Raw genomic sequence first — 23,835 nt, 5'->3', positions numbered from 1 at the left:
AAACACAGAGGCGCAGAGGACACGGAGAAGAGAAGGTGCGGATGGTCAGTCAGGTCCGCCTCGCGGATCTGATCTGTGTTGATCCGTGGCTCCCTTCTTCTCCCGCAAGTCTGAACACTCACCCGCGAAACACCTCTGTGTCCTCTGCGCCTCTGTGTTTCAAATCCTTCTGCTTCTCGAGCGCGGAGAAAGTGGACCGCGGGTTTGACCGGCCAGCCCGGACGAGGCGCAACAGCGCCGGTTGTTGTGACGCCCCTTCAGGGCTTGGGGCCGCTGGGGGCGTCATTCCTGGGGCGTTGCCCCAGGCTGGGGTGTTGAACGCTTTCAGCGTTCAGAACGCCCGTTCGATCACCCCGGAGGCCGGCCTTCTCACTGCTCTCCTGATCTCTGTTGTTCAGACGACGACCCAACAAGGCTGAGCCTTCGACTCGGCGGCGGCTCTCACGGTACCGCCGTCATGCCGGTCCCTCCCGCGCGGGAGACTGCCCCCTGGTCCGTCAGCTCCGTCGTCCCGAATCCGTTCTGATCGTCGCGGTGGATGACATAGGCCGGCGCCCGGAACCGGTACGGCATGTTGGCGACCCCCCGATCGAGCTGCCGGTCCTGCGTCGCCTGGAGGCCGACCTTGGGATCGAAGAAGGCCATGAACCCGGCGTTGTTTGAACTGCTGTAGCTCGTCTCCCAGTGGGTCGCCCCGCCGCTCGTGATCGTCGCCTTCAGCGTCACGGTCCGGATCTGCAGCGTCTGCTCTCCCCCGCCTCCGATGTACCGGACCGCCGGGCCCGTGGTGCTCGCGGTGGCGAAGTCGAGCGTCACGTCGGCATCGTCCGCGGCGACGATCTGCAGCCGGGCAAACTCCTTGACGACATGGTCGCGGACCGCGGCGTTTCCGGTCACGCCGGAGCCCAGCCGGATCTTCCCGCCCGGCTTCAGCACGAGCCGCACGGGGGTCTGGACTCCGCGGGCGATCTCCTCTTCCGCCTCGTCATGCGGGAGGGAGAGGGCAAAGAGCCGGGAGGCGAGAGTCGGCTTGCGGTTGGCCCACTCGAAGCTGGGGTAGGTCGCGTACCACAGCCGGCCGTCCCCCGCGTCGAGCCAGACCAGCATCTGCCGCTTCGTGTAGGTCCAGACGACGCGCCGCGACTCGAAGTCGAAGAGCTGCGCGTGGTCGATCAGGACCCGCTTCGGCCCGCACCACTGGAGCGCCACCTGCTCCGGGTACTGGTTCACCGCGGCCCCGGGGCCTTGCGCGGGCGTCTTTGGTCCCGGGGCGGCGGCGGCCCGCTCGCGGCTCGTCGTCTGATCGCTGACGAGCCCCGGGATGACGTACGTCGGCGAGAGCGCCCCGGTGGCGAGGTCGACGCTGACCATGTAGCGGTTGCCGACCGCTTCCAGCACCGCCGCCATCTTGTTGCCGTCCGGATGGAAGCTGATCCCGACGGCCGGGTTGCCGGTCAGGAACTCCCCTTTGAGAGTCCCCGTCAGGGACTCGCAGAGCTCGACGGCGTCCTCATAGACGAAGGCCAGGTACCGGCCTCCGGGACTGGCGGTCGGCATGAGGATCATCGAGAGGTCCCGCGAGTAGAGCGGCTTGCAGGCCGGGATCTCCCAGACGACGAACCGTCCCTCCTCGGAGAGCGTGCCGACGTGGTCCTCGTCCAGGAACATCGCGCTGTGGAGATCCTTCCGCGTCGCCTCGGCCCGCGCCTCGTCATACGGCCGCCAGCTGCAGACCGGGGCCCCGGTCTCGGCGTCGTAGATCTCGACCCGGCCCGTCGGCTTCCTGGCTGCCGGCCGGATGGCGACCCGCCGGCCGGCGGGGCTGCAGGCGAGGAGCTTGAACGGGTAGCCCGGCGTGAGCGGCTTCATGGTCTTCCGCTTGAGGAGATCGACGATCTCGACGCGGGGCGGATTGCGGGCGTCGGACATCGCGCTCGACAGGCCGAAGAAGACCCGCGAGGCGTCGACCCGCGAGTTGCGGACCTCCGTGAAGACGTTGACTTCGGGGACCTTGGCGCTCGCGTCGTTGAGGGTCTCCGCCAGCTTCGGTCCGGGGTCCGCCTCCACGCTCCAGGGGACGGCGACCTGCTCCGTGCGATCGACGATCTTCTGGTCTCCGACCTTCGTCACCGGAGGAAGGACGGTGTCGATAGCGCTCCCTCCCACGGCCACGAGGCCGGCCGCCTTGTCGAACAGGTCGAGATCGAGCCGATAGCCGATGAGGCCGGCGTTGAACGCCGCGCTGTCGTCGACGACGGTGAGCGTGTCGCCGTTGACGATCCGGCGGGAATGGGGGCTGCGGCTGCGGCTCTCCGGGACGGAGAAGACCCACGAGTCGATCTTCCGGTCGATCACCTGCGTGCCGTCGACAAGGAGCCGCTGTCCGTCCGGGAACCACTGGATCGGCGTGTAGGGGGTCCCCCAACGGGGCTTCTGGTCGAGCCCGAACGGGATCCAGTCGACGATCTCCCCCGACTTCAGGTCCCAGATCAGGATCCGGCACCCCTTGTCGGTCTCGAACAGCGCCGCCAGCTCGGTCCCGGCGGGGGAGAACGAGAGTCCATGGAACGTGGACTTGCTCCAGAAATCGTCCTTTCGCTTCTGGAGCTCGAAGGCTCCCGCGGTCTTGCCCGTCTCGAGCTCGAGGATCTGCAGCTCATACCGCATCTCGTCTCCCTCGTAGAGGAGCGCGCCGTACCGCCCGCCGGGGCTGAACGCCATGTGGGTCACGGACTCGCCGCGGGTGAACGAGAACCGGGCGCGGTGCCTTGCGGCCACGGCGAACGGATCGAAGAGGTCGATGTCGGAGACCGGCTGGCGGTCGGGGAGCGACCACATCTGCAGCCGCACCTTGGAGCCGACGAGCAGCCGGTCCGCCCGCGGGAACGCGAGCATCCGGGCTTCGAGTTCGTCCGGCACCTGGACCTGGGGGACGCGGGGGGGCGCGACCGGCCGCTGAGGGCCGATCTTGATGGCGTCGTTCCCGGGAGGAGCGGGGGGGGCGGCGGGGGGCGGCGGGCTTTGGCAGCGAGTCCTCCGGGACTGCCGGCAGGTGCTCGAGCGCCGTCTTCTTGGGGATGTCCCAGATGTCGATCCACAGCGGCTCCCCCTGGATGACCGCCGCGTAGTACTTGCCGTCCGGGCTGAGGGCGTGGACCTCGGGGCGGAAATCCAGTCCTTTGATCTGCCCCGAGGACTTGGCGGTTCCGAGGTTGAAGACCTCGCGGAAGGCGTCCCGGCCCGAGTTGCCGCCGACGATGACGAACGGACTGGGGACGACGGGGAACAGGACCCCCATCTCATCCCAGCTCGCGGGGAACGTATTGATCTTCGCTTTGAGCTTCTGGGCCTGCTTGTTCTCCGGGAGGCCGGCGGGGAGCGGATCGGGCTCGACGTTCCAGTCTCCCTTCCGCTCGGCGTTGTAGCCCACGCCGGTCAGCTTCAGTGTGGCGGCGTAGCCGGCCAGCGCGGTCGACCGGGGGTCCCGGTCGAGGTCCTGCTCCATGCCGGCCTGGGCCTGGACCTCAACTGCCTGAGTGGGCCGCTGCCTGGGCCGGATCCGGCCCGCCCCTTCCGCGGGGGCGTCATTGGCGGCGACCTGGGCCTCGGGGCGAGCGGCCGGCATCGCGCGCGCCGGCGAAGCCACGCCGGACGGCGGAGCGACGCCCGGAGGCGTCGCGGCCGGAGCGGGCCGCATGGCCGGGACGTTTGCCCCGGTGAGCGGACTGGGGGGGACGGCCGCGCGTCCCGGGATTGTTGAGGGGAATTCGGAGAGGGTGTCCGGGGGGGCCGTCTGCACGACGGGGACGGGAGCGGGCGGGGGGGCGGCGGGTTGGCCCTGTCCCCCGAGAAAGTAGGCTGCTGCGGCGAGGGCTGCGATGCCGCCGATGATGCCGATGGCGACCTGCGGATTCCCTTCGGACTTCGCCGACTTCTTGCGCGACTTGGCCATGCCGTGATCTCAGTGCGGGAGCGAACGCACCGGCCGCTGGCCTTAACCCTTGACTCTCTGGCCAGCGACTGCCGGAAATCGGTCGAGTGACCGATGGCGGACAGGCTCGCACGCCGTTCTAGGAAAAGCAATCGAATGGTGGACGCGGGTGGGCGTTGCGCCGTTGCCGGCACAGCTGTGCTGCGTCAAACCCAACGTGCCACGGCAGCCTGGGGTCAAGGGGGCCACGCCCCCTTGCCGCCGGAGGCATTTTCGTTGAGGAACCGTGGTGAGCAACGGACGTCCGCTTTGTGGAACCGGCGTCGAGAACTCACCGCTCGCCCTGGAATCCCAGCGTGTTGGTGGGGGGGCATACGGCACGGTGTCCGCGCTTGGACACGGGCTCCTTCAGACATCTCTCGACGGCCAGGCCTCCGGCGGGCAAAGGGGCGTTGCCCCCTTGCATCCCCCACCAGGGGTACCCCCTGGACCCCAGTCTGGGCGGCGCCGGGACGAGACGCGGCCTCATCGGGACAGCGGCGTATAAGTCGGACCGGGACCGGGAACCGGCGCGGCACTGGGAACCCCATACGCCGGCGTCGTATTGAAGTATTGAACGTCTCCTCCGAACTCCCGCGGACCACGCTCCCCGGTCGCCGGGAAACCCAGACCGGCCGCTTCATTCGTGATCGTCGTCAGCCGCAGCTTAATGATGTCGTCCTTCGCCTCCTTCCGCTTCGTCACCTGCTCCCGCAGCTTCTTGACCCGCTCCTCCAACTCCGCGACCTCCTTCTCGCGGCGCTCCAGGTCCCGGTTGAACTGCTTCGCGAGAAGGTCTGAGAGCGTCTTGGCCGCGGCGTCCTTCTCCTCCTGGGAACCGCTGGACTTCAGTGTCTCGATCACCGTGTTGAGCTCGACCCCTTCCGCTCGCTCGTCGTCCGAGACCTGCACGGTGATGTACTCCACCACCGTCCGGGTCTTGGGGATGACGCGATAGACCGGCTGCGAGACCTTGGCGTTGAAGATGAGATGGTCCTGCAGCGGAGCGACCCGGAACTCGTTCCGAACACCCGCCTCGCCAGCCGGATTCACCTGAGCGAACGGTTCGGACACGGGAAGCGGATTCGCTCTGATCAGGTCCACCGACTGCGGCACGGCGACGGGGGGGCGGCCCGCAGTGACCGGAGCCGGCGTCGCCGTGGCGGGCGCCGCGGTCGGCAACGACAGGTCCTGCGACCAGACCCAGCCGGCCGAACCGGCGAGCACGACCGTCGCGATCTGAAGCTTTCGAAGGGAAGTCGACATGGCGGATCCGTTTCCAAGAAGGGGAGAGTGGTCAGAAGAGCCGCCGGCGTGGGCCGGCGCGGTGAGGGGATGACGTGTTCGATGGCCGCCCGCCGGCTCAGTTCGCCTGGGGCTGTGCTCCGGCGTCCGGGACGGCGGGATTGCTGTTCGCTCGTTGAGGATCGGGTGGCTTCCGGAGGGGAGACAGGTTCTCCAGGAGCGATTCGACCGCCTGAAGTTCAAGCTCCCAGGGATCGTGATCGGCCCGCTGATCGGTGGCTGCGTCGTCTGTTCGCTCGGCCTGATCCAGTTGCTGCTGTGCGGTCCGAAGGTCTGCGTCGAACGTGTCCTGTTCGAGGAGCGCGCGGACGGCGGCCCAGTTCGTGGAGTCCGGCACGGCTGCTTCGGGAGTGGGCTCGGGTGATCGGGCGGCAATGGGCGCGGAACCGGCGGGAGGCGGCTGCGGGGCCGCTTCCCGCACCGGCGTTCCCATCCACCGGCTGACGCCGATCCCCAGCAGAAGACACAGGCCACCCAGGAGGAACAGCCGCGCCGCCTCGCGTCCCCGGCGGGCAACGCGCGACCATCTCCGCCACAGACCTCGGCGGCGCAGCCGGCCCCCTTGCTGGAGCGCAGTCAGCAGCCGGGCCGCCTGCTGCTCGACGTCCCGCGCCGACGCGAACCGGGCCGCGGCCGGCTTGGCGAGGAGCCGCTCGATCAGCTCCGCCAGCTCAAGCGGGATGAGCGGGTTGACTTCGTCGACCGGCCGATGCGGCTCGTGGCAGATCCGGTTCAGGACCGCCATCGGGGAGTCGGCCCGGAAGGGCGGCCGCCCGGTGCACATGAAGTACAGGACGCTCCCCAGGCTGAAGAGGTCGGTGCGGTGGTCCACCACCTCCCCTCCCGCCTGCTCGGGAGACATGTAGTGCGGCGTGCCGGCCACGATCCCGGTCCGGGTCAGCGTGGCATCGTCCACGGTCCGGGCGAGCCCGAAGTCCGAGATCAGAACCCGGTCGACTGATTCTTCGAGGAGCAGGTTGGCCGGCTTCACGTCGCGGTGGACGACCCCCTGGTCGTGGGCCGCCGCGAGTCCCGCGGCCGCCTGCCGCGCGATTCTCAGGACCTCGGCGACTCCGAGCGGACCGTGTTCATCGACGCGGGCCTGCAGCGACTGTCCGGGGACGTACTGCATGACGAGGTACGGGATGTCTCCTTCGGCCTCGACGTTGTAGATCGGGATGACGTGCTCGTGGACGACCGCCGCCGCGGCCTGCGCCTCCCGCGAGAACCGCCGCCGGGCCGCGCCGCTGTTCGCCAGGTGCGGCAGCAGGACCTTCACCGCCACGACGCGGTGGAGCTCGGTGTCGTACGCCTTGAGGACGACACCCATGCCGCCGGTCCCGATGACCTTCTCGATCTCGTACCGGCCGAGCCGTCCGAGCATCTCGGGGTGCGACGCCGGGGCGAGGAAGTCGAGCGAGACCGTCTCGAAGTCGATCGGGACGTCCCCTCCCTGAAGGGAGTCGATCGCCACCAGCACCGAGGAGGAAAGGCCAAGATCGGCGTCGGTGACTTCCCCTTCGCCGCGGAGCGTCTCGCACGCCTCCAGCACGAGGGATTCATCGCCGGACAGTTCGAGGAGTCGCTCCCGGCACCGCGGGCAGGTTTCCACGTGTTTCGAAACGTCGCGGAACAGGCCGCTGCTTTCGTCGACGGTCAGGAGGGCGCGGAGCCGCGCGTCGTTACAGAGCATGGTCCTCCTCCAGGGGCTTGAGTTCCTCCCGGAAGCGGGCGATGACCCGACTCCGGGCGATATAGACGGCTCCTTCCGTGAGTCCCAGTGACCGCGCGACTTCCGCGACCGACTCGCCTTCAACACTCGTCCGCCAGAACGCCTGCCAGGTCTCCTCGCGGAACTGCGTCTTCACGCGGCCGGCGGCCCAGCGGAACAGTTCCTCCCGGTGGGCCCGCGCGGCCTGCTCGACGAGCCTGTCCGCGTGGCTCCGGTCGACCAGTCCGCTCGAGCCTGCGCGGATCTTCTGCCGCTCTCGTTGGGCCAGGACGTCGAGCAGGCGGTTGCGGGCGATCCGGAAGAGCCAGGTTCGGAACCGGGCTCGTTCGGGATCGACCTGCCATCGGCCGACCGCCTGGACGACGGAGACCAGGACATCCTGGACGAGTTCGCGGGCGTCGGCGTCCTGCAGTCCGCTCCGCCGCGCAAACCGAAGGACGAACGGCTCATACAGCGAGACGAACTCTCGCCAGGCGTCGGCATCGGCCCGCGACGGCAGTCGCAGAATCAGGCTGGCTCGGGTTTCCGGAACACGCGGCATGAACCTCTCCCTTGCCCTGTATACACGAACGAGAGGGGAGAATCTTTCAGAGAAATCGAGGATGGCCGGCGGGAGCGACGGGCTCAAGACATTTGAAACACAGAGGCACAGAGGGCGCAGAGAAGGACAAGCCTCGGGATCGGCGATCATCGGTACGAATTTAGAGGCAGCACCGACAGGGCTGTGAGCCCCGCGCTCCTGCCTTTATCTGTGTCCATCTGTGTTCATCCGTGGCTCCCTTCCTCTGTGTTCTCCGTGCCTCTGTGTTTCAAAATCCGAAGGCTTCGAATCCCCGAGACTTCGGACCGGTTGGGTCTCACACCCCGCCGGTCGGCAGAGCTTGGCCCATCCTATGACTGCCGCGCGTGGGCCAGCATGTTGCAGAACAGGGCCCCCTGGCCGAGGGCGTCGTCGAGAGCGACATGCGTATGCGGCAGGTCGTCGAACCAGCTCCGCGGCATGTTCCGCTTCACGGACTCACGGTACTCCTTGCCAAGAACCGCCATCGCATACGTCTTGATATCGAGCGCGGAGTGCGAGAACGGGCTCTCGCCAGCGAAGCGGATCAGATACCAGTAGACGAACAGGAAGTCATAAGCCGCCGGGTAGCCAACGAAGACCGGACGGCCCGGGAGCCCCTTGAGCCACCGGACATACCGCGGCATCACCTCCTGCGGATCGCCGGGATCCTTCCGGCAGGCGGCCCACGCCTCCGGCTGCGTTTCCCACCACGCCATCGTCCGCGGATCGCCGACCGCCTCCGGGAGGAGCGTGAGATTCGCTTCGAACGTGCCGACGAGGGTCTTGTCCGCCAGGTACGCCGCGGAGGCAAAGCTGAGCATCGAATGCGGACCGGGGATCGGGCCGTCCGCCTCGACGTCCGTGCTGACGTAGATTTCCGCCATCGAAAGGGCTCCGGAGTGTCGCGACTTCGTCGAAAGATCGCACGACGCTCGGAGCGTACCTCATCGCAGAATGGCCGTCCTTCGATGGCGCCGGCGAATCACTTCCGCTGCCAGCGGTCTTCCTTCTCCAGGACGCTTTTGGCGTCCGGGCCGTCGAGCCATGCCTTGGCCGCGGCGTCGTCCTTGAGGTAGGCGTCCCAGAAGGCGGTCGTCATTGCCAGGATCGCGCGGTGGTGGTTGGGGTTTCGCTTCTTCATGTCTCCCGGCAGGGCTCGCTCGGAGAACGCCGAGTGCTGTGCGCCGTTGAGGACCAGTTCGTACTTTCCGCCGGGAGGGAGTCCGGGGAAGACTTCGAGGCGCGATTCCGGAGTCGTGTCGCCGATCGGGGAATCGTCTTCCGTTCCGGTCAGGAGCATCCAGGGGATCTTCACTCTGCCGAACGCCTTCTGCGGGTCTCCGCGCCGCGGTCCGCTGGGGCTCATCATGACGGCAGCCCGGATCCGGTCGTCGGTGAAGCCTTTGCCGATGACGGGTGTCTGGCCGCTGACCGCCTGGGTCGTGACGGCCCCGAAGGAGTGGCCGGACATCCCGACGTGCTTGAGGTCGAGCCGGCCGGACAGCGGGTGTGTCTTGTCGGTGTTCCACTGGTCGAGCTGGTCGAGAGTGACGCGGACGTCCTCGTTGCGGAGGAGGAAGTTCTTGGGGCTGGCGGCTTCGCGGAGTGTGGAGAGTCGTTCGCCGAGGCGGGCTTCGCGCCAGACGTTTTCGTCGCTGCCGGCGTGTTGGAGGAAGACGGCGATGTAGCCCCGCTGGGCCCAGTGTTGGCCGAGGTAGGCGTTGTTGGTGCGTGCGCCGCCGAGGCCGTGGCTGAAGAGGATGACGGGGGCGGGTTTGGGTTCTTTGGGGAGGTAGACGCGGATGGGGATTTCGCGCGAGCGGGTGGAGTCGGCGATCGTGAAGTCTTTGGTTTCGCGGGTGGTGGAGTCGACTTTGAGGGGGTCGTACTCGGCCCGCAGGGGTGCGGAGGTGGAGAGGAGGGTCAGGAGGGTCAGGAGGCGGAGGATCATGGCGGCAGTTCGCGGGACAGAAGAGGCGATAGGAGACTCAACACCGCTGGAACGGGATGGTATCGCCGAATCCAGTTCAACGTCGTCATCTATCCGGGTCCAGGGGCACCCTGGTCAGGGAGTGCAGAGGGGAGAATCCCCTTTGCCCGCCGGAGGCCTGGCCGTCGAGAGATCTCTGAAGGAGATCGTGTCCAAGCGCGGACACCGTGTCGTATGCCCCGTCACCAACCTGCGGGGATTCCAAGGCGAGCGTTGAGTTCTCAACGCTGGTGTCACAAAGCGGACGTCCGTTGCTTGCCACGGTTCCTCATGAAAGTGCCTCCGGCGGCAAGGGGGCGAGGCCCCCTTGACCCCAGGCCGCCGGAGCACGTTGGGTTTGAGCTATGGGAGCCGTGCCGGCAAGGACGTCCCTTGGGTTTCTGCTTCACAGTGGGACTTCCCAACCCCAGCCGTCACAATCAACGCTTTGCCTCTCCGCCCGCCCCGTTCCCCCTCCCCATGGCTCTCCTCTTCCGCCCCCCGTCTCCCACCTGGGAACCCGCTGCTCCCCCCGACCTCCCACAAGCCACCCTCTGGGCCTGGGTCCGCCCCGCCTCCGCACCCCTCGACGTCATCGTCCGCATCCCCCCGCCCGTCGTCGCCTCACTCGGCCCCTACCTCACCCTCCGACGCATCCTCACCGCCCTCGGCGGCCAACCGGCCGACATCGAATCCTGGAACATCGGCGGCATGCTCCTCGCCTCCGGCGGCGCCGAGGTCCCGGCCCTCGATCAGCCGCTCCCCCTCTCGCCTCAACACCCGGACCCCACCGTCATCCTCCGCCTGCGAGCTTTCGCCCCCAACTACGCACCCGTCCCGTCGCCAGCCTTCGCTCCCATGCCGATCCCCGCCCCCATGGCGGCGCCGGTTTTCCCCACCACCTCGAACCAGCAGACTGTTCCCGCCGGCTCCGACCTCGAACGCACCTTCCAGGCGATCGAATCCGACTGGCAGGCCATCGAACTCCTCGAGTCGCAACTCGCCGGCATCCGCAAACAACTCGGCTCCCAGCAGGGACGCCTGCAGTCCCTCAACCGCGACCTCAGCGCCGAAGAACGCCTCGCCGCCGACAACAACGACAAGAAGGAGTGGCAGGACGCCCGCCGCTGGCTCCGCGACGGCGCCGGCCAGGTCGCCCGCTACATCCGCGAACACGACATCGGCGTCACCAGCGCCGCCGGCCGCCGCACCCAGATCGTCCAGTCCTACGAGGAGATCGTCCTCCCCCGCAAAGCCTCGCCTCAACTGGCGGTCATCCGCAGCGAGATCGAGACCTACCGCAAGACCTGCCAGACACTCCTCCTCGCCATGCAGAACGCGTCCGCCTCGGCATCGCGTGACGGCGAGAACCGCGCCCAGCAGATCCTCTCCCGGATCGCCGCCAAGGTCCGCTCCACCCGCCGCAAATAGCCAGGCCAGGCGCGACCAGGGGCGGGGCCCCTGGACCTGGTGGCCGTGGAACGATGGGATTGAGCTGGCGTGAGTCGCTCCGGCGGGCGCGCGGTCCGAGGAAGGAGGGGAATGGGCGCGGCTTCAGGTGCGCGAGGACCGACCCCGCCGAACGCACAATGGCGACCAGACCCGAACCCCGATATCGTCAGGCATCTCATTCCCGCGCCGAGGAGAAACCGATGCCGTTCACCGCTCCCGTGTCCCGCCGACACTTCCTCCGTCAGCTCTCCGCCGCCAGCGCCCTGGCCGCCTGCCCCAGCCTCACCTGGGGGGCTGAAGCCGACCCATACCACGGCCTTAAGGTCGGACTGCAGAGCTACACCCTCCGCAACTTCGACGTCGAGCAGGCCATCGAACACAGCAAGAAGCTCGGCATCCACTTCTGGGAGTCGTACCCCAAGCACGTCCCGATGACGACGGTTCCCGCCGCCCTCGCCGCCTCCCGCAAGCAGCTCAACGACGCCGGCATCACGCTGCTCGCCTACGGCGTCCTCGGCTTCGACGAGAACGAAACCAAGGCCCGCGAAGCGTTCGAGTTCGCCAAGGCAATGGGCCTCATGTCGATCAGCGCCGACCCCAAGCCGGACAACAAGACGTTCGACCTCCTCGACAAGCTCGTTGCCGAGTACGACGTCGCCATCGGGATCCACAACCATGGCCCCGGCCACCGCTACGACAAGGCGTCCGACGTCGAGAAGGTCATCAAGGATCGCCACCCCAAGATCGGGGCCTGCGTCGACACCGGCCACTACCTCCGCAGCGACGAGAACCCGGTCGAGATCCTGGAACGCTTCAACAAGCGGGTCTTCGGCGTCCACCTCAAGGACGTCCGGACGATCCGCGACGCCGCCGAGCAGGAGAAGGCGTCCAAAGGGCTGCCGAAGGGACGCGTCGATCAGCTGAAGCGCGAAGGGAAGCTGTTCACGGTCCTTGGTGAAGGGGAGCTCGACGTGAAGGGCTGCCTCAAGGTGCTCCGCGCCCAGGACTACAAGTACTGCGTCGCGATCGAGTACGAGGAGAACGCCGAGAACCCGATCGCCGACGTCGAGCTCTGCCTCAAGACCGTCCGGGCTTCTTTCTGAGGCTCCGGTCCAGGCTGATCAAACAGACAGGGGCAGGTCGCGATGACCTGCCCCTGATCGTTTCTGCACGTCTCTGTTTCCGAGAGCCGGACGAGTGACCTCTACAGCCCGCTCACCATCGCCCGCGCGACGCGGTACGCCGACAGCGACGTTGCCTTGCTCGTCAGCGACTGCTGGAACGCCCGCTTTGCCGCCTCCCTGTTCCCGGCGGCCACGGCCTTGAGCCCGATGAAACAGTTCGCCTCACACTTCTGAGGATCGCGATACGGCTCCGGCGCGGCGTCGATCAACTGCTTGAGATCCGCCTCCGTGATCTGCCCCGCCTGGTAGGCGGTCAGCGACTCGAACCAGTTCCGCTGCTCCTTCCCCTTCTTGATCGCCGCGTCCGCGTCGGCCGGGATCGGCGCCCCCGCCGCCTTGGCCGCCGCGTACCGCCACGGCAGGAGGAACGGTAGTTCCTTCCCCAGCCGCTGCGCTTCATCGAGCGACTTGAGCGCCCCGGCATAGTCCTTGGCGGCGAACTGCGCGAACCCCAGGTCCGCATGGGCCAGCGGGTTCTCCGGCTCCAGCTTCACCCCTGCTTCGCTGTCGCGGATCGCGTCGTCCAGCCGGTTGAGGTTCATCCGCACCGCCGACCGCAGGCTCAGGATCCCCCGGTCGAGCTGCCCCCCTTCCATCGCCTTCGTCAGGTCCGCCTCCGCCGCCTCGAACTGCGACTGGTTCAGGAGCGACAACCCCCGGTTGGCGAGGGCGACGGTGAACTTGGGATCGATCTCATACGCCCGCGTGAAGTCGGCGACCGCTTCGCTGTCCCGACCCTGCGACTGCAGGAACATCCCCCGGTTGTTGAGGAGCATCGCGTCGCTCGGATGCTTTTCGATCGCCTGCCGGAAGACCTCGAGCCCCTTGTCCACCCCGTCCTGCCGCGCCGTGACGTCGGCCAGCGCCATCCAGGCGGCCATGTTGTCTGCCACGAGCTTCACCGACTCCTCCAGGTCCGCCTTCGCGGGAACCGGCTCCTTCATCTGCAGGCTCAGGAGCGCCCGCTGATACAGGATCTGCGACCGCTCGGGCCCCTGGAGAGGCTGCTTCAGCATTCCGTCCGCCACCCCGCGGGCCGAACGCGCATGCTCCAGCGTGTTCTCGAGGGCAGAGAGCTGCGACATCCCGTAGAAGTACGGGAGGTAGTAGTCCGGCCGCGACTTCCCTTCCGCCTTGACGGCGTTAATCGAGTCCGTGATCCCGTTCCGGATCAGCTCCGCCTTCCCCTCGTCCGCCCCCAGCTCGACCTTGGCGCTCGCCCGCAGATAGAGGGCGACGTGGTCGTTCGGAGTCTCCTTGAGGATCTGGTCGAGGATCTCGATCGCCTTCGTGTAGTCCTGCTTGCGGTACGCCTCGTCCGCCTGCGTCTTGAGCTTGTCCTTCTCTTCCGTCACCGGCACTGCCCCGGGAGCGGCCGGCGCACCATCGGCCGCGGGGGCCGCGGGAGCCGCAGGACCGAGGCCGGGCGTGGGAGGACTCGTCGGCTGGGCCGGGAGTGAGGATGCGGCAGACAGAAAACCCAGCAGGACGAGAGAGCGGGCGATCACGGACGTTCTCCACATGAATGGCGAAAGGCCGACCGCTCAAGAGCCGCCGGTGACGCACATTCTAGGCCGCCGATGCTGTGCCGCCAGACTGGCGGGCCCCGTGGTCTCTCGGACGGGCGCCGGTCCGCCGTTCGCTCCTCGCCTGGAACCGCGGCGTGATACCCTGCCGCACGGCCGTCCGTTCGCCATTCACTCACCCACTCACAGCAGGAACCCGACTCATGTCCTCCGCAGCTCCCGGGCCCTCGACTGTCATTTCCTGCCTCATGTACCGGGACGCCCGCGGCGCGATCGACTGGCTGTGCCGCGTCATCGGCTTTGAGCTGCACCAGGTCTACGAAGGTCCCGACAAAACGATCGCCCACGCCGAGCTCAAGCTGGGGGGCGGGATGATCATGATCGGCACCGTGAAGGACTCCGAATACGGCCGCCTGATCCGTCAGCCGGACGAGATCGGCGGGGTTGAGACTCAGTCGGTCTTCGTCATCGTCCCCGACGCGGACGCCGTCCATCAGCGCGCGGTGGCGGCCGGAGCCAGGGTCGCCCTCCCGCTCAAGACCGAGGAGTACGGCCGGGGCTGCAGCTTCTTCGATCCCGAAGGACATCTCTGGAACGTCGGGACCTATAACCCCTGGTCGACTCGCTGAAACGATCCGCGCTCACGATTCTCTTTGGGGTGCCGGCGTTGAGGACTCACCGCTCGCTTTGGAATCCCGGCGGGTTGGTGTGGGGGCATACGGCACGTCGTCCGCACTTGGACACTCACTCCTTCAGACATCTCTCGACGAGAGGGCCTCCGGCGGGCAAAGGGGCGTTGCCCCTCTGCACTCCCCACCAGGGTGCCCCTGGACCCGGTGGCCAGGATTGGCGAACACCAATCGGGGAATGCACCCCGCGTCGCCCCTGGCGGTCGTCCCGCGCGACGCGGGAACACAAGTTGCTTTCAGGAGCGGGGCGTGTCGATCCGCCGCGGGACCTGACCCCCGCCCGCGGCCGGAGAGAGGACCTGCCGATCCGATCACCAGCCTGTTGTCGGCCAGCCCATGTCGAGTCCACTCTCATCAACGTGGTCCCTGCTGAAGCAGACGGTCGCCGAATGGAACGAAGACCGGGCTCCGCAGCTCGGCGCGGCCCTGGCGTTCTACACCGCTCTCTCGATCGCTCCGCTGCTGGTGCTGCTTCTACGGATTGCGGCGGCGATCTTTGGCGATGACGCCTCGGCGCGGCTGGAGATCGAGCATCAGGCGCAGTCGCTGATCGGAGCGCAGGGGACCGAGGCGGTTCAGGCGATGATCGACAGCGCCGACGACTCCAAGTCCGGAATGGTGGCAACAGTCCTGAGCCTGGCCACGCTTCTCTTTGGAGCCTCGGGCGTCTTCGGGCAGCTTCAGGTGAGCCTCAACACGATCTGGGAGGTCGAGCCCAAGCCGGGACGCGGAGTCTGGGGCTTTGTTCACGATCGCTTTCTCTCCTTTGCGATGGTGATGGGAGTCGCGTTCCTGCTTCTCGTTTCGCTGGCGATCAGTGCGGGGCTCTCCTTTGCGAGCGGTTACCTGAATCCGTTCTTTGGGCAGGCGGAAGTCATTGGCGGGATCATCAATGCCATCGTCTCGACGGCGGTCATTGCGGTCCTGTTCGCCCTGATGTTCAAGCTGTTGCCGGACGTCCGGATGGCCTGGAAGGACGTCTGGCTGGGAGCGATCGTGACGGCAGTCCTGTTCGGGCTCGGGAAGGGAGCCATCGGGATGTACCTGGGGCACAGTGCCCTGTCGTCGTCGTACGGCGTGGCGGGATCGTTCGTCGTGCTGCTGGTCTGGGTCTATTACTCGGCCCAGATCCTGTTCTTCGGGGCGGAGCTGACGCAGGTCTATGCCAACCATTACGGATGCCACATCGTTCCTTCGGAGAACGCGGTCCCGGTGACCGAAGAGGCCCGGGAGCAGGCCGGAATCCCAAGGCACAACCCGGCGCCGTCGGCGCGCTAGTCCGCCGAGTTCTTTGGGAGCGAGGGTGCGTCCGTCGACGGTGTGTTCGTTGCCCTCAACCTTCGTGGCGGGGCGACGACGAATGTTCCCAGGACCAGCAGTCCGAAGAGCGAGTAGGCCGCGGTGAACGCCCATAGGGGAGCGTCGATGAACAGGAGGTCGTGGAGGCAGGTGGCGATGAAGTCGCCACGGTAGCTCGAGCCGCCCGAGTGGTCGCGGAGCCACTGTTCCCAGGTGGTGAGGGGGCAGGTGATGCCGGCCCATGCCTCGGCGACGACGATCAGGATCATCGTCAGGTGGAGGTATCGGAGGAGGGGGTTTCGGGCCCAGGGGCGTTGTCGGGCGATCCCCCACCAGATCGCCGCGAGTCCGAGGACGACGAAGGCGACGTAGGCCACGTGGATGGTGACGATGGCGTCGGCTGCGAGGCGAAAGAGGGTTTCGGTCATGTGGTGTTTGACCGGGGGAAGCTGCCGAATATTCCCGCCACATCGCCAAAACAGCGATCGCAGTTCACCGGGTCCAGGGGCACCCTGGTGGGGAGTGCAGAGGGGCAACGCCCCTTTGCCCGCCGGAGGCCGTCTCGTCGAGAGATGTCTGAAGGAGCGAGTGCCCAAGCGCGGACATGGTGCCGTATGCCCCCTCACCAACCCACGGCGTCTTCAGGGCGAGCGGTGATCCTCAGCGCCGGTAGCACAAAGGGGACTTCCGTCGTGTCCCACGGTTCCGCGACGAAAATGCCTCCGGCGGCAAGGGGGCCTGTGTTGCTTCTTTGGCCCCTTGACCCCGGCTGCCGTGGCACGTTGGGTTTGAGCTGCAACGCCGTGCCGGCAAGGACGTGGTTACGAAAACCCAACTCGGCGAGGTGTCCAATCTTCTTCCCGCGCCCACTCTCTTCCGGCAACTCCCCCGTTCGGCAAACCGCAGGCGGTTCACGCCGCCGCTCTCAACACCCTTCCCACGACAGGAAGGTGACAGCGAATTTCACACGAAATTCGAACACAACTTCCTACAATGCACGCGTCCGATGAGACGGTTTTTGAGAGGAAGATTCCGATGCCGCAGGTCCATGTCTTCAACGCGGCCGGCGAACTGGTCGGTCCGGTCAACTCCCCGCGCGTCGAACTGAGCGACGCGGAGTGGAAGTCGCGGCTGACGCCCGAGCAGTTCCGGATCCTGCGCCAGCAGGGGACGGAGCGCGCCTTCTGCGGCACGCTCCTCGACAACAAACAGGACGGCGTCTACAGCTGCGCCGGCTGCGACCTTCCGCTGTTCGCCTCCGATCACAAGTTCAATTCGCGGACCGGCTGGCCCAGCTTCTTCCAGCCGATCGCCCCCCACAACGTCACCGAACGGGTCGACAACACCCACGGCATGCGGCGGGTCGAGATCAACTGTGCCCGCTGCGACGGCCACCTTGGCCACGTCTTTGAGGACGGCCCCCTCCCGACCGGCCGGCGGCACTGCCTCAACTCCGAGTCGCTCACCTTTACCCCCGCCGATCAGCTCGCCTCGCTGGCCGATCCCGCGGCGGAGGGCTCGGACTTCGAACAGCTCTCGTCGGCCGAAACGATGATCGTTGCCCAGGCGATCCTGGCGGGAGGATGCTTCTGGTGCACGGAGGCGGCGTTCGAACAGCTCGCGGGGGTGACCGATGTCGAAAGCGGCTACATCGGCGGCGGTGCCGACACCGCGAACTACAAGGCGGTCTGCACCGGCACGACCGGTCACGCCGAAGCGATCCGCGTTTCGTACGACCCCACGGTCATCTCCTACGAGAAGCTCCTGGACGTCTTCTTTGATGCCCACGACCCGACGGAGCTGAACCGGCAAGGGGCCGATATCGGCACGCAGTACCGCTCCGCGATCTTCCTTCGCGACGAGCACCAGCGCGAGACTGCCGAAAAGAAGATTGCGGAGCTGAACGCCTCGCGCCGCTTTCCGAAGCGGATCGTCACTACGCTCGAGCCGCTGACGGCGTTCTATCCGGCCGAGGAGTATCACCAGGACTACGCCCGGCAGAACCCGGGGCAGCCTTACATTGCCGGGGTCTCGACGCCGAAGGTCTGCAAGATCCGGGAGAAGCATCCGGACCTGATCCGCAAGGACGTCAAGGCGATTGACGCCTGAGGACGCCGTGCGAGGTGAGGGAGGGCTGCCGGAGATCGGCGCGATCGTGCGGAGCCGCGGCTATTCTTGGAACCGCGTGGCCCGGAAGTTCCAGTGGCGTCCTTCGCCATCGATCAGGCGGCCCTTCACTTCGCCGAGTTCGATGAACTCGATGTTCCCCTTCAGGGCCAGCATATTGCCGTCCTTGCTCCGCAGCTTCTCGAAGGTCACGGGGATCTTGTCCCCTTTCTTCGGAAGGAACTTCGGCGCGTCGATGCTTCCGACCTCGGTCGGTTTCCCGCCGTGCGGCTGAAAGATCTTCTTTCCGTCGATCCGGAACGCTCCTTCCCGAACGTCATCCTTCATTCCGGCCGACGAGATCGTGTAGCGCCACAGGGCTCCTTCGAACTTTCCTCCGTCGGCGAAGCAGGGGGTCGGGAGGGGGGCGACGGACAGAAAGCAGGCCAGAGCGCAGAGGAAGAGCAGCCGCATCGCATGACCCTTGGCGTGGTAGAAGGGGGAACGTCCCACGATGGCAGGTAGTCTGCCACGCCCGCTCGCCGCGATCAATTCCGCGCGCCCGCCGGCACGGCTTGATAGCTCAAACCCAACGTGCCACGGCCAATGGGGGCAAGGGGCCAAAGAAACAACACAGGCCCCCTTGCCGCCGGAGGCGCTTCCATGAGGAATCGGGGTACGCAACGGACGTCCCCGTTGTGTAACCGGCGCTGAGGACTCCCTCACACCGCACAGCTCGCTTTGCACTCCCCGCGGATTGGTGAGAGGGCATGCGACAAGGTGTCCGCGCTTGGATACGGACTCCTTCAGATATCTCTCGACGAGACAGGCCTCCGGCGGGCAAGGGGCCTGTGTTGTTTTTCTGGGCCCCCTGCACCCCCTGACCAGGAGACCTTGGACCCGGTAAAAGTCGCTTCCCGTTCCTCCGGCCCCCGGATAGGTTGGGCGGACTGCTTTCGGAGATGCTGCGCTGTATCACCCAAGGCCGAAATCAAAAGGTCCGGCATGATGTCGAACGTCGATGTGGTCTGCGTTGGTCTCGTGGTCGCGGACCACGTCTGCGCACCAATCCCTCAGTTCCCCCCCGCCGGAGCACTCGTCACAACCGAGCGCCTCGAACTCACCATCGGCGGCTGCGCAGCCAACACCGCGGTCGACCTCGCCAAACTCGGCCTCAAGACCTCCCTCGTCGGCCGCGTCGGCGACGACGTCCTCGGCCGCTTCTGCCGCGACTTCCTCGAAGAGCGCCACGTCGACTGCTCCGAGATGGTCGTCTCCAGCACCGCCCAGACCGCCGGCACCCTCATCGTCAACGTCGCCGGCGACGACCGCCGGTTCATCCACACCGTCGGAGCCAACGCCGAACTGACCGGCCTCGAAGTCAGCGACGACCTCCTCCGCCGCTGCAAAGTCCTCGTCATCGGCGGCTTCGTCCTCAACCCCGCCCTCTCGGGAGAGAACGTCGGCCGCCTCTTCGCCCGGGCCCAGGAACTGGGGGTCAAGACGCTGCTCGACGTCGTGATCCGCGAAGGAGCCGACGTCGGCGAAATGCTCCGCCCGGTCCTCCCCTACACCGACATCTTCCTCCCCAACACCGACGAAGCGCGGATGATCACCGGCGAGACCGACCCGCTCCGCCAGGTCCGCTCGCTGCACGACTCGGGAGCCCGGGTGATCGTCATCACCCGCGGCCGCAAGGGGTCCCTCGTCTCGTGCGGCGAATCGCTCTACGAAGCAGGGGCCTACCAGGTCGAGCAGGTCGACGGCACCGGCGGGGGCGACGCCTTCGCGGCCGGCTACATCTACGGCCTGCTGAAGGGAGAGACCGACGTCCGCCGCTGCGTCCAGTACGGCGCGGCGATGGGAGCAAGCTGCGTCCGCTCGATGGGAGCCACGACCGGCGTCTTCAACAGTGAGGAGCTGGAGGCGTTCGTCGCCCGCTATCCGTTCGAGTGCTCCATCCGGGAGCCGGCGCTGGCTTGAACCTCGCCGCGGTTTGTCGGCGCCGGGCTTCGGAGGAGACGGGCCCAGAGCGTCCGAGTGCCGGGTTCCGGACGCCGTGGTACACTCTCACGCACAAGGGAGGGGCCCGGGCCGGTCGCGCCCGCGCTCGACGCGCCCTTGAGACGTAGGGGGCTGAGTCATGAGGCGTTGGACAGGACGGCCGTCCGCATCCCGAAACCGCTCGCTCGGCCCGAAGGGGCTCCTCGGCCTGATGCTGCTCTCCTCGGCCTTGTCATCCTGCTCCGGTTCGTCCGTTCCGGCGCCGCCGCCCCCTCCCCCGCCACTTGCTGCTCCGTCGGCGGCGGCGTCGAGCGGCGAAGCGGCCGCCACCGACAACCGGGCGGTCCCTTCCTCCACGATCCCGGCCGCTGACCGGCCCGTCGGAGACCAGAGGGCGGAGCGGATCGAATACGAGTTCGCCATCTACTACCTGCCGAAGCCGACGAAGGATCCGCTCGCGGAGCTGAAGTCGCTGCTGGCGGGACGCTACCGGTTCTTCACCCTGCGTGAACGGACCGCGGATGAGAAGCCGGCGGATGCCGACGCTCCCGCCGCATCGACCGCGGTGTCGGTCCCCTCCGTTGCGGCCCGGATCGAGCCGGACGTCCAGGCCGAATATGCCCCGCCCGATCCCGACCTGCTCGCCCGCTTCGGCCATGGGCTGAGTTCCGAGCAGGCGGATCAGCTCATGGAGTCCGAGCAGGCGCTGATCCTCGAGTTCTCCTACTCCGGACGGCATGTCTGGAACGGCCTCAAGGAGGCGCAGGGCCTGGTGGCCGACCTGGCGAACGCCACCGGCGGGCTGATCTGGGACGAAGAGACCCGGGAGGTCTTTGCCCCCGCCGCCTGGAGCGAACGGCTGGCGGCCTGGACCGGCGACGTTCCGGACCTGTCGAAGCACACCGTCATCCACGCTTACAAGAAGGACGAGTTCATCCGGGCCATCACGCTCGGGATGACCAAGTTCGGCCTCCCCGATCTCGTCGTCGACAACTTCTCGTGGTCGCTCTCCCGCAACACGGGACATCTCCTCAACCTCTTCGCCCAGGCGCTCGCCGAAGGGGCCGTGATCGCCAAGCCGGGCGAGTTCGACCTCGACCTGAAGTCGATCCGGAACCCCCAGGTCCGGGAGGAGCACCTGCCTCACCTGCTCGAGAACGCCACCGGCGTCGCTCTCCTGACGCTCAAGAAAGGGACCTGGGAAGAAGGGGACCCGAAGAACCGGCTGATCGAGCTCACCTTTGACCGCGGGACGGGACCGGACCCGCACGCCCGGCACGAAGCGGTTGTGTCGAAGACCTTCGGTTCCTCCGACAGCGTCACGAAGGTCGCGCACGACGACGCCGAACTGGAGGCGGCCAGCGCCCGCGCCCGGAAGAAGCTCCCCGCGCTCCGGACGGCGTTCAACAAGGGGCTCGAGCCGGGCGAAACGCTTCTGCTGAAGGCGCCGTTCGCGACGCCGGACGACAGTCAGGAGTGGATGTGGGTCGAAGTGACCCGCTGGAAGGGGGATGCGATCTCGGGGCTCCTCATGAACGAGCCCCACTCGATCCCCGACCTGCACGCCGGCCAGAAGGTCCAGGTCTCGGAAGCGAAGATCTTCGACTACATCCGCCGCCTGCCGAACGGGACGGTCGAGGGGAACGAGACCGGTGAGGTCATCGCCCGGCAGCAGCAGAAGCCCTGACCGACCGCCATCGGCGGGGAGCTGCCACTTCGGCATCGGCCTCGAAGTCTCAGGCGGAATGCCACGCTGCCACGTTGGCACTCCAGAACTGGCGTCGGACGCAGCCGCAGCACAAAACCCTTGAGTTGCTAAGGTTTCACGCGGCCTGTCCCAGTTCGGCGCGGCCTTTGCAATTGGCCCGGATACGGTCTCGAAACCTGCCGGTCACCGGACCGTAAACTCCACAACCACAACCGTTGTCCGTTCCCGCTGTCGGGGGCGGCCAACTTCCCATTCACAGCTCATCCCAAGGAACCAACACCATGGCCGTCTCCGGCGAAAAGATCATTGGTATCGACCTGGGGACGACCAACTCCGTCGTCTCCGTCATGGAAGGGGGGGAAGTCAAGGTCATCCCCAACCAGGAAGGGTATCCGACCACCCCCAGCGTGGTCGCCTTCACGGAAAAGGGGGACATCCTCGTCGGCGAGCCCGCCAAGCGGCAGGCGGTCACGAACCCCAAGAATACGATCTACTCCATCAAGCGCTTCATGGGCCGCCGGCACAGCGAAGTCGAGTCGGAAGAGAAGATCGTTCCCTATAAGGTCGTCGGCGGACGCGAGGAGTACGTGAAGGTCGATATCAACGGCCGCCAGTACACCCCGCCCGAAGTCTCCGCCCGCGTCCTGATGAAGCTCAAGGACGCCGCCGAGAACTACCTCGGCCACAAGGTCCTGAAGGCGGTCGTCACGGTCCCGGCCTACTTCAACGACGCCCAGCGGCAGGCGACCAAGGACGCCGGCCAGGTCGCCGGTCTCGACGTCGTCCGCATCATCAACGAGCCGACGGCGGCCGCGCTGGCGTACGGCCTCGAGAAGAAGAAGGACGAGAAGATCTGCGTCTTCGACCTCGGCGGGGGGACGTTCGACGTCTCGGTGCTGGAAGTCGAAGAAGGCTCGGTCGAAGTGCTCGCCACCAACGGGGACACGCACCTCGGGGGGGACGATTTCGACGAAGTCCTGATCAACTTCATCGCCGAGGACTTCAAGAAGTCGAACGGCATGGACCTCCGCAAGGACGCCATGGCCCTCCAGCGGCTTCGCGAAGCGGCGGAGAAGGCGAAGAAGGAGCTGTCGAGCGCCCAGAACTCCGAGATCAACCTGCCGTTCATCACGGCGGACGCCTCGGGGGCCAAGCACCTCCAGATGAACATCACCCGCGCCCAGTTCGAGAAGCTGATCGACCCGCTCGTTGAGCGGTGCCGCCGGCCGGTCGAACAGGCCCTCAAGGACGCCAAGCTCAGCCCCAGCCAGATCGACGAAGTGGTCCTGGTCGGCGGTTCGACCCGCGTCCCGATGGTGGCCGAACTCGTCAAGAAGATCTTCGGCGGCAAGGAGCCGCACAAGGGGGTCAACCCGGACGAAGTCGTCTCGATCGGCGCCGCCGTTCAAGGTGCGATCATCGGCGGGGACGTGAAGGACGTGGTCCTCCTCGACGTCACGCCGCTCTCCCTCGGCATCGAAACCGAAGGGGGGATCATGACCGCCCTCGTCGAGCGGAACTCGACGATTCCAACGAGCAAGTCCCAGGTCTTCTCGACCGCCAGCGACAACCAGACCGCCGTCACCGTCCGGGTCTTCCAGGGCGAGCGGCAGATGGCGAACGACAACCGCTTGCTCGACCAGTTCAACCTGGAAGGGATCCCGCTGGCTCCGCGGGGCGTGCCGCAGATCGAAGTCACCTTCGACATCGACGTCAACGGCATCCTGAGCGTGAAGGCCAAGGACAAGGGGACCGGCAAGGAGCACAAGGTCGAGATCAAGCAGTCGAGCGGTCTTTCGAAAGACCAGATCGAGAAGATGCAGCGGGAAGCGGAGCAGAACGCCAGTGCCGACAAGGCCAAGCGCGATCTGGCCGAAGCCCGCAACAAGGGGGAGCATCTCGCCTACCAGACCGAGAAGCTCCTCAAGGAGCATCAGGACAAGCTCGATGCCGGTGCCAAGGGTGGCATCGAGTCGGCGGTCGCCAAGGTGCGTGAGACGGTGAAGGGCGAAGACGTCGGCGCCATCAACAGCGCCGTCGAAAGCCTGGAGCAGGCGACGCACGCCCTGAGCAAGCACATGTACGAAGCTCAGGGGGCCGGCGGCGCCGCTCCCGGCGGAGCCCCCGGACCGGACGCCGGAGCCGGCCCGAAGGACGACAACGTCATCGACGCCGAGTTCGAGAAGAAGTAGTCCTCACAGCGAAGACGTCCCTTTCCCGGGATGACAAAGAGAAAGCCCTCGCCGATCTCGGCGAGGGCTTTTTCGTTTCTGTCCCACGGGAGGGCGAGGCTCCAGCCGAGCCGCGTCGGTGGAGGAGGTCCTCGATC

At 66.8% G+C, this 23,835-nt stretch carries 17 protein-coding genes; 8 read left to right on the top strand and 9 right to left on the bottom strand.

Annotation, left to right across the window (positions count from 1 at the left end):
* Window positions 1-441: 441 nt before the first annotated feature.
* From VT03_RS14015 to VT03_RS13985, 6 genes are all read right to left on the bottom strand, one after another.
* On the bottom strand, window positions 442-2,895 hold the full coding sequence (locus VT03_RS14015) for a hypothetical protein (RefSeq protein ID WP_156514482.1): 2,454 nt from the start codon (window positions 2,893-2,895) through the stop codon (window positions 442-444).
* A 1,561-nt stretch (window positions 2,896-4,456) separates the two neighbouring features.
* Window positions 4,457-5,236, bottom strand: coding sequence for a hypothetical protein (locus tag VT03_RS14005; protein ID WP_075093545.1), 780 nt, complete (start codon window positions 5,234-5,236; stop codon window positions 4,457-4,459).
* A 97-nt stretch (window positions 5,237-5,333) separates the two neighbouring features.
* Entirely contained in the window at window positions 5,334-6,968 is a 1,635-nt protein-coding gene (locus VT03_RS14000) for a serine/threonine-protein kinase (protein ID WP_075093544.1), read from the bottom strand.
* Window positions 6,958-7,548: an RNA polymerase sigma factor gene (locus VT03_RS13995; RefSeq protein ID WP_075093543.1), complete on the bottom strand. Its 591-nt coding sequence runs from the start codon at window positions 7,546-7,548 to the stop codon at window positions 6,958-6,960. Before VT03_RS13995 ends, VT03_RS14000 begins: the two co-directional genes overlap by 11 nt.
* Before the next feature lie 350 nt (window positions 7,549-7,898).
* Window positions 7,899-8,453, bottom strand: coding sequence for an exonuclease (locus VT03_RS13990; protein WP_075093542.1), 555 nt, complete (start codon window positions 8,451-8,453; stop codon window positions 7,899-7,901).
* A 98-nt stretch (window positions 8,454-8,551) separates the two neighbouring features.
* The gene (locus VT03_RS13985) at window positions 8,552-9,520 is read right to left on the bottom strand and encodes an alpha/beta hydrolase family protein (protein ID WP_075093541.1); all 969 of its coding nucleotides are present in this window, start codon (window positions 9,518-9,520) and stop codon (window positions 8,552-8,554) included.
* A 498-nt stretch (window positions 9,521-10,018) separates the two neighbouring features.
* On the opposite strand from VT03_RS13985, the gene VT03_RS13980 reads away from it, so the two are divergent.
* Both VT03_RS13980 and VT03_RS13975 read left to right on the top strand, forming a co-directional pair.
* The gene (locus VT03_RS13980) at window positions 10,019-10,969 is read left to right on the top strand and encodes a hypothetical protein (protein WP_075093540.1); all 951 of its coding nucleotides are present in this window, start codon (window positions 10,019-10,021) and stop codon (window positions 10,967-10,969) included.
* Window positions 10,970-11,190: 221 nt separating this feature from the next.
* Complete coding sequence (locus VT03_RS13975) at window positions 11,191-12,093, top strand: sugar phosphate isomerase/epimerase family protein (RefSeq protein WP_075093539.1); 903 nt, start codon at window positions 11,191-11,193, stop codon at window positions 12,091-12,093.
* Window positions 12,094-12,194: 101 nt separating this feature from the next.
* Here the strand turns inward: VT03_RS13975 and VT03_RS13970 are convergent, their stop codons facing one another.
* A complete protein-coding gene (locus tag VT03_RS13970) occupies window positions 12,195-13,682 on the bottom strand; it encodes a tetratricopeptide repeat protein (protein WP_156514481.1) in 1,488 nt (495 codons plus the stop codon).
* A gap of 221 nt (window positions 13,683-13,903) precedes the next feature.
* Here VT03_RS13970 and VT03_RS13965 point away from each other — a divergent pair, with 221 nt between their 5' ends.
* Both VT03_RS13965 and VT03_RS13960 read left to right on the top strand, forming a co-directional pair.
* Window positions 13,904-14,329: a VOC family protein gene (locus VT03_RS13965; protein ID WP_075093537.1), complete on the top strand. Its 426-nt coding sequence runs from the start codon at window positions 13,904-13,906 to the stop codon at window positions 14,327-14,329.
* A 396-nt stretch (window positions 14,330-14,725) separates the two neighbouring features.
* Window positions 14,726-15,667, top strand: a complete 942-nt coding sequence (locus tag VT03_RS13960) for a YihY/virulence factor BrkB family protein (RefSeq protein WP_075093536.1) — start codon at window positions 14,726-14,728, stop codon at window positions 15,665-15,667.
* Here the strand turns inward: VT03_RS13960 and VT03_RS13955 are convergent.
* Window positions 15,664-16,116, bottom strand: coding sequence for a DUF2784 domain-containing protein (locus tag VT03_RS13955; protein ID WP_075093535.1), 453 nt, complete (start codon window positions 16,114-16,116; stop codon window positions 15,664-15,666). The genes VT03_RS13960 and VT03_RS13955 overlap by 4 nt on opposite strands.
* Window positions 16,117-16,723: 607 nt before the next feature.
* Between VT03_RS13955 and VT03_RS13950 the strand changes: the two genes are divergently transcribed.
* The gene (locus VT03_RS13950) at window positions 16,724-17,797 is read left to right on the top strand and encodes a bifunctional methionine sulfoxide reductase B/A protein (RefSeq protein WP_082846779.1); all 1,074 of its coding nucleotides are present in this window, start codon (window positions 16,724-16,726) and stop codon (window positions 17,795-17,797) included.
* 60 nt (window positions 17,798-17,857) lie between these two features.
* Here the strand turns inward: VT03_RS13950 and VT03_RS13945 are convergent, their stop codons facing one another.
* Complete coding sequence (locus VT03_RS13945) at window positions 17,858-18,307, bottom strand: hypothetical protein (RefSeq protein ID WP_156514480.1); 450 nt, start codon at window positions 18,305-18,307, stop codon at window positions 17,858-17,860.
* A 492-nt stretch (window positions 18,308-18,799) separates the two neighbouring features.
* Between VT03_RS13945 and VT03_RS13940 the strand changes: the two genes are divergently transcribed.
* From VT03_RS13940 to dnaK, 3 genes are all read left to right on the top strand, one after another.
* Complete coding sequence (locus VT03_RS13940) at window positions 18,800-19,777, top strand: carbohydrate kinase family protein (RefSeq protein ID WP_082846197.1); 978 nt, start codon at window positions 18,800-18,802, stop codon at window positions 19,775-19,777.
* Between the two features lie 160 nt (window positions 19,778-19,937).
* Window positions 19,938-21,485, top strand: a complete 1,548-nt coding sequence (locus VT03_RS13935; protein WP_082846196.1) for a DUF2314 domain-containing protein — start codon at window positions 19,938-19,940, stop codon at window positions 21,483-21,485.
* Window positions 21,486-21,787: 302 nt separating this feature from the next.
* A complete protein-coding gene (dnaK, locus tag VT03_RS13930; protein ID WP_075093532.1) occupies window positions 21,788-23,698 on the top strand; it encodes a molecular chaperone DnaK in 1,911 nt (636 codons plus the stop codon).
* Window positions 23,699-23,835 lie beyond the last annotated feature (137 nt).

The organism is Planctomyces sp. SH-PL14, from assembly GCF_001610835.1.
Lineage (GTDB): Bacteria > Planctomycetota > Planctomycetia > Planctomycetales > Planctomycetaceae > Planctomyces_A.
Note: the sequence above shows the minus strand (reverse complement) of the source record. Positions and strands in the feature narration are given on the sequence as shown.